This window comes from Flavihumibacter petaseus NBRC 106054 (genome assembly GCF_000974785.1).
GTDB classification, from domain to species: Bacteria; Bacteroidota; Bacteroidia; order Chitinophagales; family Chitinophagaceae; genus Flavihumibacter; species Flavihumibacter petaseus.
This window is the reverse complement of record NZ_BBWV01000002.1, coordinates 473260-488857: the sequence shown is the minus strand read 5'-3', so window position 1 is coordinate 488857 and position 15598 is coordinate 473260. Positions and strand designations below refer to the sequence as shown.

At 49.6% G+C, this 15598-nt stretch carries 12 protein-coding genes; 8 read left to right on the top strand and 4 right to left on the bottom strand.

Going from position 1 to position 15598, the window contains the following annotated elements; all coding sequences use genetic code 11:
• Window positions 1-44: 44 nt before the first annotated feature.
• The 6 genes from FPE01S_RS11930 to FPE01S_RS11905 all read left to right on the top strand — a co-directional run bounded on the left by FPE01S_RS11930 (window position 45) and on the right by FPE01S_RS11905 (window position 4551).
• Window positions 45-728: a metal-dependent hydrolase gene (locus tag FPE01S_RS11930; protein WP_046369214.1), complete on the top strand. Its 684-nt coding sequence runs from the start codon at window positions 45-47 to the stop codon at window positions 726-728.
• A 10-nt stretch (window positions 729-738) separates the two neighbouring features.
• Entirely contained in the window at window positions 739-1560 is an 822-nt protein-coding gene (locus FPE01S_RS11925; protein WP_046369845.1) for a ParA family protein, read from the top strand.
• 15 nt (window positions 1561-1575) lie between these two features.
• The gene (locus FPE01S_RS11920; protein ID WP_046369213.1) at window positions 1576-2496 is read left to right on the top strand and encodes a ParB/RepB/Spo0J family partition protein; all 921 of its coding nucleotides are present in this window, start codon (window positions 1576-1578) and stop codon (window positions 2494-2496) included.
• 4 nt (window positions 2497-2500) lie between these two features.
• Window positions 2501-3187 carry a DUF5683 domain-containing protein gene (locus tag FPE01S_RS11915; RefSeq protein WP_052955727.1) on the top strand — a complete coding sequence of 229 codons (687 nt, stop codon included), beginning with the start codon at window positions 2501-2503 and terminating at the stop codon, window positions 3185-3187.
• 228 nt (window positions 3188-3415) lie between these two features.
• Entirely contained in the window at window positions 3416-4132 is a 717-nt protein-coding gene (gene dapB / locus FPE01S_RS11910; RefSeq protein WP_046369212.1) for a 4-hydroxy-tetrahydrodipicolinate reductase, read from the top strand.
• Window positions 4133-4140: 8 nt separating this feature from the next.
• The gene (locus tag FPE01S_RS11905; RefSeq protein ID WP_046369211.1) at window positions 4141-4551 is read left to right on the top strand and encodes an RrF2 family transcriptional regulator; all 411 of its coding nucleotides are present in this window, start codon (window positions 4141-4143) and stop codon (window positions 4549-4551) included.
• 190 nt (window positions 4552-4741) lie between these two features.
• Here FPE01S_RS11905 and FPE01S_RS11900 read toward each other — a convergent pair whose 3' ends face one another.
• Together FPE01S_RS11900 and FPE01S_RS11895 are read right to left on the bottom strand one after the other, a co-directional pair.
• Complete coding sequence (locus FPE01S_RS11900) at window positions 4742-5986, bottom strand: peroxiredoxin family protein (RefSeq protein ID WP_046369210.1); 1245 nt, start codon at window positions 5984-5986, stop codon at window positions 4742-4744.
• Window positions 5987-6036: 50 nt separating this feature from the next.
• Window positions 6037-6996 carry an NAD-dependent epimerase/dehydratase family protein gene (locus tag FPE01S_RS11895; protein WP_046369209.1) on the bottom strand — a complete coding sequence of 320 codons (960 nt, stop codon included), beginning with the start codon at window positions 6994-6996 and terminating at the stop codon, window positions 6037-6039.
• Between the two features lie 82 nt (window positions 6997-7078).
• Here FPE01S_RS11895 and kdsA point away from each other — a divergent pair, with 82 nt between their 5' ends.
• Window positions 7079-7903 (top strand): 3-deoxy-8-phosphooctulonate synthase, encoded by an 825-nt coding sequence (kdsA, locus tag FPE01S_RS11890; RefSeq protein ID WP_046369208.1) that lies wholly within the window; start codon window positions 7079-7081, stop codon window positions 7901-7903.
• Between the two features lie 373 nt (window positions 7904-8276).
• On the opposite strand, the gene FPE01S_RS11880 is transcribed toward kdsA, so the two are convergent.
• A complete protein-coding gene (locus FPE01S_RS11880; RefSeq protein WP_083990245.1) occupies window positions 8277-9326 on the bottom strand; it encodes an isoaspartyl peptidase/L-asparaginase family protein in 1050 nt (349 codons plus the stop codon).
• A gap of 58 nt (window positions 9327-9384) precedes the next feature.
• Here FPE01S_RS11880 and FPE01S_RS11875 point away from each other — a divergent pair, with 58 nt between their 5' ends.
• Window positions 9385-14190 carry a translocation/assembly module TamB domain-containing protein gene (locus tag FPE01S_RS11875; protein WP_157474004.1) on the top strand — a complete coding sequence of 1602 codons (4806 nt, stop codon included), beginning with the start codon at window positions 9385-9387 and terminating at the stop codon, window positions 14188-14190.
• A gap of 135 nt (window positions 14191-14325) precedes the next feature.
• Here FPE01S_RS11875 and FPE01S_RS11870 read toward each other — a convergent pair whose 3' ends face one another.
• The gene (locus tag FPE01S_RS11870) at window positions 14326-15531 is read right to left on the bottom strand and encodes a bifunctional 3,4-dihydroxy-2-butanone-4-phosphate synthase/GTP cyclohydrolase II (RefSeq protein WP_046369204.1); all 1206 of its coding nucleotides are present in this window, start codon (window positions 15529-15531) and stop codon (window positions 14326-14328) included.
• Window positions 15532-15598 lie beyond the last annotated feature (67 nt).

The window sequence follows — 15598 nt, the reverse complement described above, 5'->3', positions numbered from 1 at the left end:
TGAAATATTATTTTTGCCATCCTTACCCCTAAAGGTAATCAGCCATGCAATTCACCTATTATGGTCACTCCTGTTTTTCCGTGAGGCTCAACGGGAAACACGTACTCTTCGATCCGTTTGTCACTTATAATGAGCTGGCAAAGGATGTGGTGGACGTGAATACCATTCCGGCGGATTATATCCTGTTGTCGCACGGGCATGGTGACCATGTGGCGGATGCCATTGCTGTTGCCAAAAGGACGGGCGCGAAAGTGATCGCCAGTTTTGAGATCCATGAATGGCTGAATAAAAATGGCGTGGAGAATACCCATCCGATGAATACCGGCGGCAGTTGGGACTTTGGTGATTTCCGGGTAAAATGTGTGGTGGCGCAGCATTCCAGCGGATTGCCCGATGGCAGCTATGGCGGCAACCCCATGGGTTTTATCCTGTTTTCTGACGCCGGCAATTTCTATTATAGCGGCGATACTTCGCTTACCCTTGACATGCAGCTGATCCCCCGCTGGGCAAAACTTAATTTTGCGGTATTGCCGATTGGCGACAATTTTACGATGGACGTTCACGATGCGTTAGCCGCTGCCGAAATGGTTCAATGCCAGCAGGTAGTCGGTGTGCATTACGATACTTTCGGATATATCAAGATCGATCACCAGGCTGCGCAGCAGGTATTTTCCGCTGCCGGCAGAAAATTGCACCTGCCCGCCATTGGCGGCAGTATTGCTTTATAAGGACCCTATTATGGCTAGAATTATCGGCGTAGCAAATCAGAAAGGCGGCGTGGGCAAAACCACCACGGCTATTAACCTGGCAGCGAGTTTCGCGGTACTCGAATTCCGCACGCTGCTGGTGGATGCTGATCCCCAGGCGAACAGCACCACCGGCGTGGGTTTTGACCTGCATAACATTACCCAGAGCCTTTATGATTGCATGGTCAATCAGACCCCGATCCGGGACGTGATCCTGAAAACGGAAGTGCCCCATCTCGATGTTGTTCCTTCTCACATCGACCTTGTCGGTGCCGAGATCGAAATGATCAACTACCCCAACCGGGAACAGGTGCTCAAAGGAATTCTGCAACCGGTGCTGGATGATTATGATTTTGTAGTGATCGACTGCTCCCCTTCCCTTGGCCTGATTACCGTCAACGCATTAACAGCCGCCAATTCGGTGATCGTTCCTGTACAAACGGAATTCTTCGCCCTGGAAGGCCTCGGTAAACTCCTGAATACGATCAAAATCGTTCAGAACCGCCTCAACCAGGAACTGGAAATTGAAGGCATTCTGATGACCATGTACGATGGCCGTCTTCGTCTCTGCAACCAGGTGGTCAGTGAAGTGCGCCGCCACTTCGATGAACTGGTATTCGATACCATTGTTCACCGCAACACCAGGATCAGCGAAGCGCCGTCTGTCGGAAAACCTGTTATCCTGTATGACGCCTTTAGCAAGGGTTCTGTGAACTACCTCAACCTGGCGAAAGAGATCCTGCAAAAGAACAATATGACGAAGATCAGCCAGGAAGACCGGATTATTGAAGTGCCCGAAGAAGATGAATCCTAAAATTATTATTGTCACATGTCTACTCCCAATAAAAAAAATGATGCCCTTGGAAAAGGGATACGTTCCTTACTCCAGAATATAGATGCCGACCTTAAGAACACCTCCGGCCAGCTGAAGCCGCAGGTGGTGGAAGCGGCTACCAGCATGAACAGGATTGCACTGACGGAGATTGAAACCAATCCCAAACAGCCCCGCCACGATTTCGATGAGCAGGCCCTGAATGAACTTGCGGCTTCCATCAGGATCCATGATATCATCCAGCCCGTAACGGTTTCCAAACTGCCGTCAGGAAAATACCGCCTGATTTCCGGTGAACGCCGTTTCCGTGCTGCCAAGATCGCCGGCCTGAAAGACATGCCGGCCTATGTGCGCCAGGCAAACGACCAGCAACTCCTTGAACTGGCCCTGCTGGAAAACCTGCAGCGTGAAGACCTGAATGCAATCGAAGTGAGCCTCAGCTACAAGCGCATGATGGATGAACTCACTTATACGCAAGAGCAGGTCGCCGAAAGGATGGGCAAGGAAAGAAGTACCGTTGCCAATTATATTCGCCTGCTAAAGCTGCCACCCGATATCCAGGTAGCGGTAAGGAACAATGTGATCAGTATGGGACATGCCCGGGCGCTGATCAACGTTGATGTGGTAGACAAGCAACTCTTCATCTTCAAGGAGATCAAAGAGAAAGGTTTGTCGGTGAGACAAACCGAAGAGCTTGTCCGCAAAATGTACAAGGAAGGTGGTAACACTGTTAAATCTGCTGCAAATCAGGCACTTCCCCCTGCCTACAAGAAAATAGAAGATAATTTAGCAACGCATTTCAGCACCCGTGTAAAACTGAACCATAACAAAAAAGGACATGGCAGTATCACACTGGAATATTATTCGATCCAGGAACTGAATAAGCTCCTTGAATCGATGGGTGTGCAGGTGAACTAAATACATGAAAAGCATCCGCATTTGGTGTCTTTTGTTACTGGGAATTCCGGGGCTGCTGGCCACGCGGCCCGCTATTGCCCAGGTGCGGGGAAGCCTGGACAGTGTCACTGCACAGAAAATGGACGTCTCACCGCTTAATATTGACGATACCACTACCAAACACAGTCCCAGGAAGGCAGCCATACGTTCCGCAATCATTCCGGGCTGGGGACAGGCATACAACAAAAAATACTGGAAGATCCCGATTGTGTATGCTGCGCTGGGCATTACAGGCGCTGTATTTATCAACAACGTGAAGACCTACAACGAGGTGAACTATGCGTACAAAGTGAGCGTCAATAAGCTTACCGATGAGTATGACGATGTTGCCGATTACCTGAAACCTTTCGTTCCGGACGAAACGACCTCACTCGACAACTACCGCCGGGAGTTTCGCAGGAATATCGACTACTCGGTACTGATCTTTATGCTTTTCTGGGGACTCAATGTAGTGGATGCTACCGTTGATGCCCACCTGAAGGATTTTGATGTCAGTCCCAATATCAGTATGAGGATCAAGCCCACCTTCCCCGGCGTAAGCAGCACCGGATCGGCCATGGCGACGGCAGGGTTCTCGCCGGGCACTGCGGGACTAAGCCTCGCCTTTGATATTCATAAAGCGAAGCGATCAGCACCACTGTCTGTTCGGTAAGGAAAAGCACGCAACGATTTTTCCCGCTTAATTGGCTGGCGCTGCGCGCTTTTTTTATTCCACGCAGAGTACGCAAAGGTGCAGAGCCGCAAAGATGTATTTATGCGAACCTCTCCAGTACTATGCAACGTTGTTAAATTCCCGTGTGAAGTTGCGCACTCGGGAAAGAAATGCAGGTTGCCGGGACGCGGCTTGTCTGTCTTTCTTTTCTGATTAACTTTACGCCCTATGAATATTGCGCTTATTGGATATGGAAAAATGGGAAAAGCGATCGAACAGATTGCCTTGTCCCGCGGACATCAGATCGTGCTGACGATTGACCTGGGAAATATGGATGCATTCACGGCAGAAAACCTGGCCAGGGTCGATGTTGCCATTGAATTTACTTCCCCCCATAGCACATTTGACAACCTGAAACGGTTGCTCAGTTTCCATGTACCCGTGGTTTGCGGATCCACCGGCTGGCTGGACAAATACGAAGCAATCGAAGAATACTGCCTGCAGGAGCAGGGCAGTTTCCTGTATGCCAGTAATTTTTCCGTAGGGGTGAATATCTTCTTTGAGGTTAACAAACGCCTCGCAGAACTGATGGCGCCGCATCCCGAATATGCGATCCGGATGGAAGAAATCCACCATACGCAGAAAAAGGATGCCCCAAGCGGTACGGCGGTTAGCCTCGCGGAACAGATCCTCCAACGATACCCCGCCAAGAAGCAATGGGTGAATCATGCGAGCGACAAGGCGGAGGAACTGGCAATTATCAGTGAAAGGATTGATCCGGCACCAGGAACCCACAAAGTGTTGTATTCCTCTGCTATTGACGATATCGAAATCATCCATACTGCGCACAGCCGGACCGGATTTGCCACCGGCGCGGTGCTTGCGGCGGAATTTTTGGCCGGAAAAAAAGGCATTTATACGATGAAAGACGTATTAGGATTGTAAATTAGGCTATGATCTCGAAGAAAACCCAGTATGGGCTGAAGGCATTAAGTTACCTGGCCCAGCAGGACAAAAAGGGACCAGTATTGATTGCTGAAATTGCCGAAGAAAAAAGCATTCCCATCAAATTCCTGGAAAGCATTCTGCTGGACCTCCGCAAGGCCGGGCTCCTGGAAAGCAAAAAAGGAAAAGGCGGTGGCTATTTTCTTGCGCAGCCGCCGCAAAAGATCAAAGTCTCCACAGTCATCCGGCTGCTAGACGGCCCGATCGCCCTGGTACCCTGCGCCAGCCTTAATTTCTACAAACGTTGCGCTGATTGCGATGAAAAGAGCTGCGGCCTGAATCATCTCATGCGTGAAGTACGTGACGCAACGTTGACAGTACTGGATACAAAGACTGTGGCAGATCTGGCTTTGATGTAATGAAGGAAGAGCCTGGAGCTGCAGTTTAAGAGTTTAGCTGTTTATTTGTTTACAAGTTGGGGGACCGGAAATGATGAAATATTTCGGCGGAACAATGAGTTTGAAGTTGTCGTCAGGACAATTGTAACTCCTCCAGCAACAAAGCAACCACTAAACAACTAAACTCCCAAACTACTAAACAACTCTTCCCTTACTCCACCAGCAAACTATTCACCGTTTCTTCAAACTCCGCCTTATACTGCGTATAAGCTTCTCCGGTAGCGGGACCAAAAAAGCCGCCGTGCACTTTTTTCACCCGGCCGTCGCGGCCGATAAAGACAGTACTGGGAAAAGATTTGATCTCTGTCAGCTGCGGCAATGTTTTCTGTGTCCGCAAGGTATCACCCGTTGTAACGCCGGTCAGCAGTATCGGGTACGTTACATTGAAGCGATCGCGGAATTTGCGAAGCGTCTTGTTCGATCGGGCCGTATCGGTGCTATACTCATAGGCAAGGGCAACCATTTCCACCCCGCGCCCGCGGTTCCTGCGGTAATATTCACTCAGGAAGGCTGTTTCATCCATGCAGTTCGGGCACCAGCTGCCCATGATCTGCACGATCACCACTTTTCCGGCGAATCGTTTGTCATTGATGCCCACCGGCTTGCCATTGATATCGGGAAACCTGAAATTGAGCCGGTCCTCATCCCCTTTCAGCCGCATGGCCACTTCTTCCATAGGCAACATAGCCTGCTCATTTTTCCTGCCTGTAAAATCTTCCTGGTAAACAGGGCCTGATATAAAACGGCCACCCCTGAGCGTTTGCCCCTCACCGACTGCAGCTGTAAATACATAGGCGTGGCTACCGTCAAAGGTGCTGAGGTAAAGGCTGTCACCCGCAACGATCCCTTCCAGGTAGCGGTAATCGCCGGTGGGAGTCAGGATACTTCCGGTAAGCAACGCGCCTTTCTGTTGCAGCTGAGCAACAGCAGGAGTTGTATCGCCGTTTTTTGAAAATGTGAGTTCCCACTTGCCAGTCAGATTGGCCTGGGGAGCTGCCGCCGCCGTGAAACGCGGGATGTTGCCGGGGGTGGCAGTGAAGGGCATCACGATGGTTTTGCTGCTGGTACCTTTGATCCAGTTACCGGCAAGCGAACCATCCGGTTGCTGCTGTAACCGGAAAGAAGATTCAAAAAACGGCATTTCGATAAACACAGAGTCGGCGGACTGGCTCACCTGTTTCACTTCCAACCGCTCTCCCGCATTATGGATGCGCAATAACGGTTTTCCTTTTTCATACCGGACGTCAAAAATGAAAACGATCTGGCCACCGTCAGCACGCTGCAATACACCTTTCCAGTTACCCGTTTTCAGCGGTACTGGAGAGCCGTCACCAGAACGCGCAAAAGTGAAATAACCCGGCAATGCTGCCAGCAACAGGATCAAAAACCGCTTCATAGTCTACCAAATTAGTCGGCAATATAAGGATTATCGCTGAAATCTGCAGTTTACTCATTGCTGTACTGCCCCTTCAAATTCTCCAGCATATCCTTTGTCATGCCATCAAGATCAAATTCCTCTTTCCAGCCCCAGTCACGACGGGCAACACTGTCATCAATACTTTGCGGCCAGCTGTCCGCAATCGCCTGACGGTAGTCCGGTTCATAGGTAAGGGAGAAATCGGGGATTTCCCTGCGTATGGAAGCACCTATTTCTTTCGGAGAAAAACTCATTCCGGAAAGATTATAGGAAGTACGTACCGTGATTTTGTCTGCAGGTGCTTCCATCAGCTCAATGGTTGCCCGGATAGCATCGGGCATATACATCATAGGCAGATAGGTATCTTCTTTCAGGAAGGATTTATACGTCTTTTCCTCCAATGCTTCGTGATAGATCTCCACGGCATAGTCGGTTGTGCCGCCACCGGGTGCTGATTTATAACTGATGAGTCCCGGATATCGGAGGCTGCGTACATCCACACCGAACCGCTGAAAATAATAATTGCACCAGAACTCACCGGCATACTTGGAAATGCCATAGACCGTGGTGGGTTCAATGATGGTGTACTGGGGGCAATTCTTTTTTGGTGATGTAGGACCGAAAACGGCGATGGAGGAAGGCCAGTAGACCTTATGCAATTTCTCTTCACGTGCAATGTCAAGCACATTGAGGAGGCTCTGCATATTCAGGTGCCAGGCAAGGTTGGGGTTCTTTTCTCCCGTCGCACTGAGAATGGCAGCAAGCAGGTAAACCTGTGTGATGTTCTGCCGGATGATGAGTACATGCAGCATTTCCTTGTTCAGCGCATCGATAGACACATAAGGTCCCGTACCCTTCAGCAAATCGTTTTCTTCCCGCAGATCGGAAGCAATTACCTGCTGATTGCCATAAATCTTTCGGAGGGCAAGTGTCAGTTCAACGCCGATCTGGCCGCAGGCGCCGATTACGAGAATTTTCTCTTTGATCATGTATACAGATTAGGTGTGCAAACGTACAAATCCCCGCGCTTTTTTGGTGAGCCGGGCGCAATCGTTTTCATACCTTCATGCAATGGAACCATTTTTAAAAGATCTGTTCAAGGGACAAACTTACGACGACAAGCAATTTTTCCTGATCGCGGGTCCCTGCGTTATTGAAAACGAAGCCCTTCTGCTGCAGGTTGCTGAAAAGGTAAGCGGCATCTGCAAACGACTGGGCATTCCCTATATATTTAAATCCTCCTACCGCAAGGCAAACCGGACCAGCGCCTCTTCCTTCACAGGGCTCGGTGACGACATAGGCCTGGAGCTGCTGAAGAAAACCGGTGAAAAATTTAGCTTACCCACTACTACCGATATACATGCGCACGATGAAGCAGCTCCTGCTGCCGGTTATGCGGATGTGCTGCAGATCCCCGCATTCATGTGCCGGCAGACCGACCTGTTGCAGGCAGCGGCGCATACCGGCAAGATCGTAAATGTCAAAAAAGGCCAGTTTGTAAGCGGTCCCGCAATGAAATTTGCAGTGGACAAGATCCGAAAAGCCGGAAATGACAAAATCATCCTGACAGAACGTGGCACGACTTTCGGGTACCAGGACCTGGTCGTTGATTTCCGCAATATTCCCTGGATGAAGGCCCACGGCGTTCCCGTTGTAATGGACGTCACCCACAGCCTTCAGCAGCCAAACCAGACAACCGGTGTAACTGGCGGCAACCCGCAGCTGATCGGCACAATTGCCAAAGCAGCACTGGCTGCGGGGGCAGACGGACTATTCATCGAAACCCACCCGAAGCCCGCAGAGGCGTTGAGCGATGGCGCCAATATGCTGCAGCTTGACTTGCTCGAAGGATTGCTCGAAGAATTGGTCGTGCTCCGGAAGGCGTTGGTACGCTGATCGTTTTCCCGCTATTTTATAAAATGCCGGTAGTTCACGCTACTTCATTTTCACGCAAGGGCGCAGGCGCGCCCCGCAAATGGGCAAAGCCGCAAAGAATGGTTTTTGTTTCTGCAAAGGGGATTGAGGGTATTACTAAACGGGAAGAACCAGGGCGGCGAGGGATGTACATCACCGCAATTTTGCATTTGTTCAATACCTAGTCTAAAAACCCGAAACGACCGCACAATACTTTTTACACGAACAATTAATTTACCCTTGCACAGCTTATCACTTGGCGCCTTTGCCCCTTTGCGTGGCGCGCCAGCGCGCCATTGCGTGAAATACCTTAGCGTGAAAGGCGCGCCAGCACCGAGGCTGCAATATGCTTTTCCTAATGTTTATAGATATACACTTCGATCTTTCCGTCAGCTTTAACCACACCGCGATACATGCCTTCGGTGTTGAACGGCATCGCATAATTACCCTCCCGGTCAACCGCGATGAGTCCGCCGTCACCGCCGAGGGCGGGAACTTTGGTCATGATCAGGTCGCGGGTGGCTTCGTCAAGTGACCTGTGGCCATATTCCATCTGGTCGCTGATGGATTTCGCTACCACGAGGCGGATAAAATATTCCCCCCAACCGGTACAGCTGACGGCGCAGGTGGCATTGTTCGCATAGGTACCCGCCCCGATGATCGGCGCGTCCCCTACCCGTCCGTAACGTTTATTGGTCATACCGCCGGTACTGGTGGCTGCAGCAAGGTTGCCGGATTTGTCGAGTGCAACGGCGCCCACGGTCCCGAATTTTGAGTCTTTATTTTCAAATTGAAAGGCTGTGCCTTTATTGCCGGGTTTATTCCCATGGTCAAGTTCGGTCTTCAGGGAGTCTTCAGTCTTTACGCGCTGAAGGGATTTCCAGCGTTCTTCCGTGTAAAAATACGATGGATCTACGATGGCGATTCCCTGGCTGGCGGCAAATGCTTCAGCGCCCTTGCCCGTCATCATGACGTGATTGCTTTTTTCCATCACAGCCCGTGCCGCAAGGATCGGGTTCCGGATGACCGTAACCCCGGCCACCGAGCCGGCCGCCTGTTTGCTGCCATCCATGATAGCCGCATCCATTTCATTTTTCCCTTCATGGGTAAATACAGCCCCCTTGCCTGCGTTGAAAAGGGGGTTATCCTCCAGTACCGTCACCGCAGCGGTAACGGCGTCCAGGGCCGATCCGCCGGACTTCAGGATGGCATACCCTTTTTCCAGTGCCTGTGTTAAACCTTCCCTGTAAGCCTTCTCTTTTTCGGGGCTCATCTGGCTCTTCAGGATCGTGCCGGCACCGCCGTGAATCACCAGCACGTATTTTTCCCCTGCCGTTCCCGGCTTTTGTTGCGCCAATCCCATGTTAAAAAGCATTAAACCTACGATAGTGTATATCAGTCTCATATAGTAAATTCGTTCGTTTATAGCACCTGACCCGATCCGCAAAGTAGCGAATATAAAAGTGAAAAGAGTACTCTCCATAATTGGCTACATTCTTCTTTCGCTACTGCTTCTGGTAGTACTGATCTATTTTTTGCTGCAGACAAGTTTCATGCAGAATTATATCGCCCGGCAGGCAGCCAGCCGGCTGTCAAAAGCGCTGAAAACGGAAGTGAGGGTCTCCCATATCCGGCTCAAATTCTTCAATACACTCGAACTGAAGGGGACCCTGGTAAGGGATCTGAATAAAGACACCCTCTTGTATGCCGGTGCGCTGAAGGTCAATATTACCGACTGGTTTTTTGTGAAAGACAAGGTAGAACTCAAATACCTGGGCCTCGAAAACGCTTCGATCTACCTCCACCGCAAGGATTCCGTCTGGAACTATCAGTTCCTGCTTGACTATTTTGCTGCCCCGCCTTCTGCTAAAAAGAACAATCCCATTGAATTGTCCGTCAAAAATGTGGATCTGAAGAATATCAGATTGCTGCAACAGGATGAATGGCGGGGGGAGAATATGGGCTTAACGATGAAGGAGCTGGTGCTGGAAACGGACAGGTTCGATCTGCACCAGAAGGAGATTGTCATCAGCAGGCTGAATATCGACAATCCTATTTTTTCCATTTATAACTATGAGGGGTACCGGCCACCACGTACCCGGATGCGTCAGGAAAAGATTCCGCCGAATGACAGCACCAGGCTGCGTTGGAATTCCGGCGGCTGGAATATCGCCATCCGGGACATGAATATCCGGGAAGGTGCGTTCAAGAATGATGTGTATACCGAACGAAAGCCATATTACTATTTTGATGGCGCCCACTTTGTTTGGTACGACATCAACAGTCATTTCACCGATGTCATCCTGAAAAGGGATACAATTTCTGCGAAAATCGATATTGCTACAAAGGAACGCTCCGGGTTCGAAGTCAAAAAACTTCAGGCAAACCTGAAATTCCATCCGGAAGGCATGGAATTTCATCAGCTTGATATCAGAACCGGCAAAAGCCGGCTGCGCAATGCTTTCGCCATGCGGTACAAGACTTTCGACGACATGAGTGATTTTATTGAAAAAGTCACACTTGACGGCAGTTTTGTTGACGCCACTATCAATAGTGATGATATAGCTTATTTCGCTCCCGCGCTGGCTGACTGGAAAAAACAACTGTCAATCACCGGCAGAATCAAAGGTCCCGTAAGCGACCTGATGGGTAAGCATCTGAAGATCACCGCCGGCAACAACACCTATCTCGATGGTGATATCGCACTCAAAGGACTACCGGATATCGACAGTACCTATATTGATTTTACGGCCAATGAGTTTCGCACTAACTATGAGAGCGCGGTCCGGATCTTCCCACAGATCAAAGACATCAAAGAACTGCGGCTGGATAAACTCGACTGGCTCAAATTCAAGGGGAGCTTTACAGGTTTCATCCGCGATTTTGTAACCTACGGCACAATCGAAACTGCTTTGGGTACCCTCAGCACTGATGTGAACATGAAGATTCCTGAAAAGGGCCCACCCACTTACAAGGGGACGGTCAATACGACGGGATTGCAATTGGGCACCCTGCTGGAATTGCCCATATTGGGGAGTCTCGCCTTTGAGGGGGATATCCAGGGAAAAGGTTTTACCATGAGTTCCCTGGAAGCAACCCTGAAAGGAACCCTGCCCTTCCTGGAATACAATGGCTATCGTTATAAGGATATAGCAGTGGATGGTACAGTTGCCAAACGGTTGTTTAACGGTAATCTCGCCATTAACGACGAACACCTGGAGGCTACCATGAAGGGGCTCGTGGATTTGTCCGGCAAGGTTCCACTTTTCAATTTCAACGCACTGGTAAATAATGCGAACCTGCATGCCCTCAAATTCACCAAGGATGAAGTGGATTTTAATGGCAGTTTCAATATGGATTTTTCAGGAAACACGATCGACAACTTCATCGGTACAGCCCGGATTTCTGACGCATCCGTCTTCAAGAACGGACAACGAATTTCATTTGATTCCCTCTATGTGGAATCATCCGTACTCAGTAACGACAACAAAACCATATCCGTGAAGAGCAATGAATTCGAAGCGGTATTGGCCGGCGAATTTAATATCAGTACGCTGCCGGATGCATTCCAGACTTTCCTCAACCGATACTATCCAAGTTATATCGCCGCATCGCGTAAGAAGGTGACAGACAACTTCAGTTTCTACATCACTACCCGAAAAGTGGATGATTACCTTGATCTCCTGGACAAACGTCTGAAAGGCTTCAACTACAGCACCATCAACGGCAGGCTCAATACCCGCGAGAATGTTTTTGATATCGATGCAGAGGTTCCGCAGTTCGGTTATAACAAACTGGCATTTTATGATGTCAAACTGCAGGGCCGGGGCAACTATGATTCACTGAGTGTTGCTGCCAGCATCGGCGACACTTATGTTAACGACAGTCTGCATTTCCCAGGCACGCAGCTGTCGGTTAATGCAAGCAATGACATTTCGAATGTAAACATCAAGACCAGTGCCAATCAGACTTTAAATACCGCCGATATTTCGGCAACGGTACAAACCCTGAAAAATGGTATCCGCATCAATTTCCACCCCTCCACTTTTGACATTAACAACAAGCAATGGGTGATCGACAAAGGCGGTGAATTGATTCTCAGCCGGGAATTGGTGACAACGGATGGCGTAAGGATACATAGTGGCGTCCAGGAAATAATGATCACGAGTGCTCCCTCTTCGATAGGGCGGGGCAATGACCTGAAAGTGGATCTGAAACGGATCAATATCGGGGACTTCACACCATTCTTTGTAAAATCCAACCGCATCGAAGGAGAACTTACGGGCACGGTGGAGGTGATTGAGCCTTTCGGTAATCTTCAGGTGGAAAGCAATGCCAGGGCTGAACAATTCCGGCTGGATAACGACTCCGTCGGTGTACTGGATCTCTCCGCTACCTATTCCAGTAAATCGGGAAAGGTGGCATTCAAAACAATTTCGGCGAATGCAGATTATCATTTTAATATTGATGGCCTCGTCAATACAAAAGACAGTCTTTCTGACGAAGTGAACATCCTGACGGAGTTCAACAATACGAAGATCGGTGTGTTGCAGCAGTACCTGACCAGCATCTTTTCCAAAGTAGAAGGGCGGGCGACCGGGCAACTCCGCATAGTGGGCAAGGCGAACAACCTGAAATACCTGGGCGACGTAAGTCTTCAGGAAGGTGGTCTGCTCGTGGACTACACCAAAGTGTATTATAAAATTCCGGCTGCGCAGATTCATTTTTCAGATGGCCAGATCGATTTCGGAAAATTCCAGCTGCAGGATACCCTGGGCAATAAAGGAGAACTTACGGAAGGAAAGTTGTACCACAACAATTTTAAGGATATGGCTTTCGATTTCCGTGTACGAACGAACAAAATGTTGCTGCTGAATACGAAACGGACCGACAACAACCTGTTTTATGGAAATGTGATCGGACGGGCTACCATGAACTTTACCGGACCGCAATATGACATGGTGATGGACATTGCGGGTGAGCCAACAGACAGCAGCAAGGTTTATATCAATTCCGGAAACAGCCGGGAAAGTGCAGATGCAGATTTCATCGTGTGGAAGCAATACGGCAAAGAGATGGAAACCTATCGCCCCTATGGCAAGGAAAGCAACCTGACCGTAAACCTTGATATCACAGCAAATAATAAAGCTACGGTGTACATGATCATCGACGAAACAACCGGTGATATCATCCAGGCACGGGGAAATGGCAACCTGAAAATGAGGGTAGGCACCAACCAGAACTTCACCATGAACGGCCGTTATGAAATTGAGAGCGGATATTATAATTTCAATTTCCAGGCCTGGAAGAAGACATTCAAACTGATGCCTGACCGGGGTAATTCCATTTCCTGGAATGGTGACCCATATGACGCCACAATCAAGATTGACGCTTTGTATGAAGCAGAAAATGTGCGCTTTAGCGACCTGCTGAGCAGCGGCGGCTTTTATGTGAACAGCGAAGATGTGAAACGGTACCGCGGCCAGGTAAATGTTATTGCGAGTATAACAGAAAAACTTACCGCACCCAGGATTAAGTTCCAGATTGAACTTCCCGATAACAGCGCGCTGAAAAACAACTCAGAAGCTGCAGCCCTGATAGGTGTAATCCAGCGGGATGAGAATGAGCTGAATAAACAGGTATCCTACCTGATCCTCTTTAATACATTTGGACCACTGACCGCCGCAGGAAGCGTCAGCAACAATTCCGGTGCATTTGCCGGAGCTGCATTTGAAAGCCTTGTAGTGAACAGTATCTCCGGGTTTCTGAGTTCTGTGCTGACGAATGAATTTTCTAAACTGCTGCAAAACGTATTCAACGACAAAAGCCTGAAAGTGAACCTCAGTGCTTCACTTTACAGCGGCACCAATATTACCGGTGCATCGAATTCACAGATCCTGCTTCCCGACCGTACCAACATCAACGTGAATGTATCGAAGAGCTACCTGAACGAAAGGCTGACCTTTATTGTAGGAAGCGCCATTGATTTTGGGATCAGTGCTCAGCAGACATCCACCTTCCAGTTCCTTCCGGATGTGACAGCAGAATACAAACTTACTCCTGACGGAAAATTCAGGCTCACCTTTTTCTACCGCAACAACTGGAGTTATATCGCGCAGAATGCGCTGCAACGTTCGGGTGTAAGTTTCTCCTATCGCAAGGAATTTGACCGTTTCAATGAATTACTGCGGCGCAAGAAGAAGAAGCCATTCCGCCAGGGTGCACCCGCCGATCCCATTTCCTCCGACAGTTCAGGCTCTACGCTGTAAGGTTGCACAATAGCGTCCAGGCAACAGCCTGCAGCTCTGGGCACGACATCTACCCCTACAAAACCACCTTCAGTCACGGATCGCAACTATTAAACATCTAAACTGATAAACTTCCAAACTTAACCTTACCCCTTTTTACTCGGAGTCCAATATCCTGTGCCCCAGCTTATCCCGCTTGGTCTTCAGATACTTCTCATTATGAGGGTTCGGTTTGATTTTGATAGGAACTGTATCAACAATCTCGATACCATAACCGACAAGGCCGGCCCGTTTGCGGGGGTTGTTGCTGATCAGTCGGAGTTTGGTTATGTTCAGGGCACGCAGAATCTGGGCACCGACGCCATAGTCGCGCTGATCCATCGGAAAACCGAGGTGCAGGTTGGCTTCTACCGTGTCCATGCCTTCCTCCTGTAGTTTATAGGCGCGGAGTTTGTTCATCAGGCCGATACCCCTTCCCTCCTGGTTCATATATAATACCATTCCCTTCCCTTCGGCTTCCACCATCTGGAGGGCTTTATGCAGCTGTTCTCCGCAGTCGCAGCGCAGGGAACCCAGGATATCACCCGTAAAACAGGAAGAATGAACGCGGACAAGGATGGGATCGTCTTTGTCCCACTCGCCCTTGATCAGGGCAATATGTTCGTTCTGGGTATGTTTTTCGCGGAAGGCAACCATTTTGAAATGGCCGTATTTGGTGGGCATATCCACGCGCACCACTTCTTCGATCAGGCTTTCCCGCTTGATCCGGTATTCAATCAACGCCTTGATGGAAACCAGCTTCATGTCGAATTTCTTAGCCAGTTCGCGGAGTTCCGGGAGGCGGGCCATAGTTCCGTCTTCATTCAGGATCTCCACCAGTACGCCGGCAGGTTCGAGGCCGGCCAGGCGTGCAAGGTCGATGGAAGCTTCCGTATGACCGGCACGGCGAAGGACCCCGCCCTTCTTGGCACGCAAAGGAAAAATATGACCGGGACGACCCAGGTCGGATGGTTTGGTAGCCGGGTTGATCAGGGCCTGGACCGTCGCAGCGCGGTCGTGGGCGGAAATTCCGGTAGTACAACCATGACCGAGAAGGTCGACGGACACGGTAAACGCAGTTTCATGAAGTGCTGTATTGCTGTTAACCATCATTTCCAGCTGTAGCTCATCGCAACGATCTTCGATCAGAGTCGCGCAGATCAGTCCACGGCCCTCCTTACTCATAAAATTGATGATTTCGGGGGTCACAAACCGGGCGGCGATCACAAAATCACCTTCATTTTCACGGTCCTCGTCATCTACCACAATCAGCATTTTACCCTGGCGGATATCCTCAATGGCAGACTCTATAGTATCCAACATGCGTTTTCAGGATTTAAGTACAAAACTAACGATTATTAGGGCGGCTTGTTCGGTATAGCCGATAAGA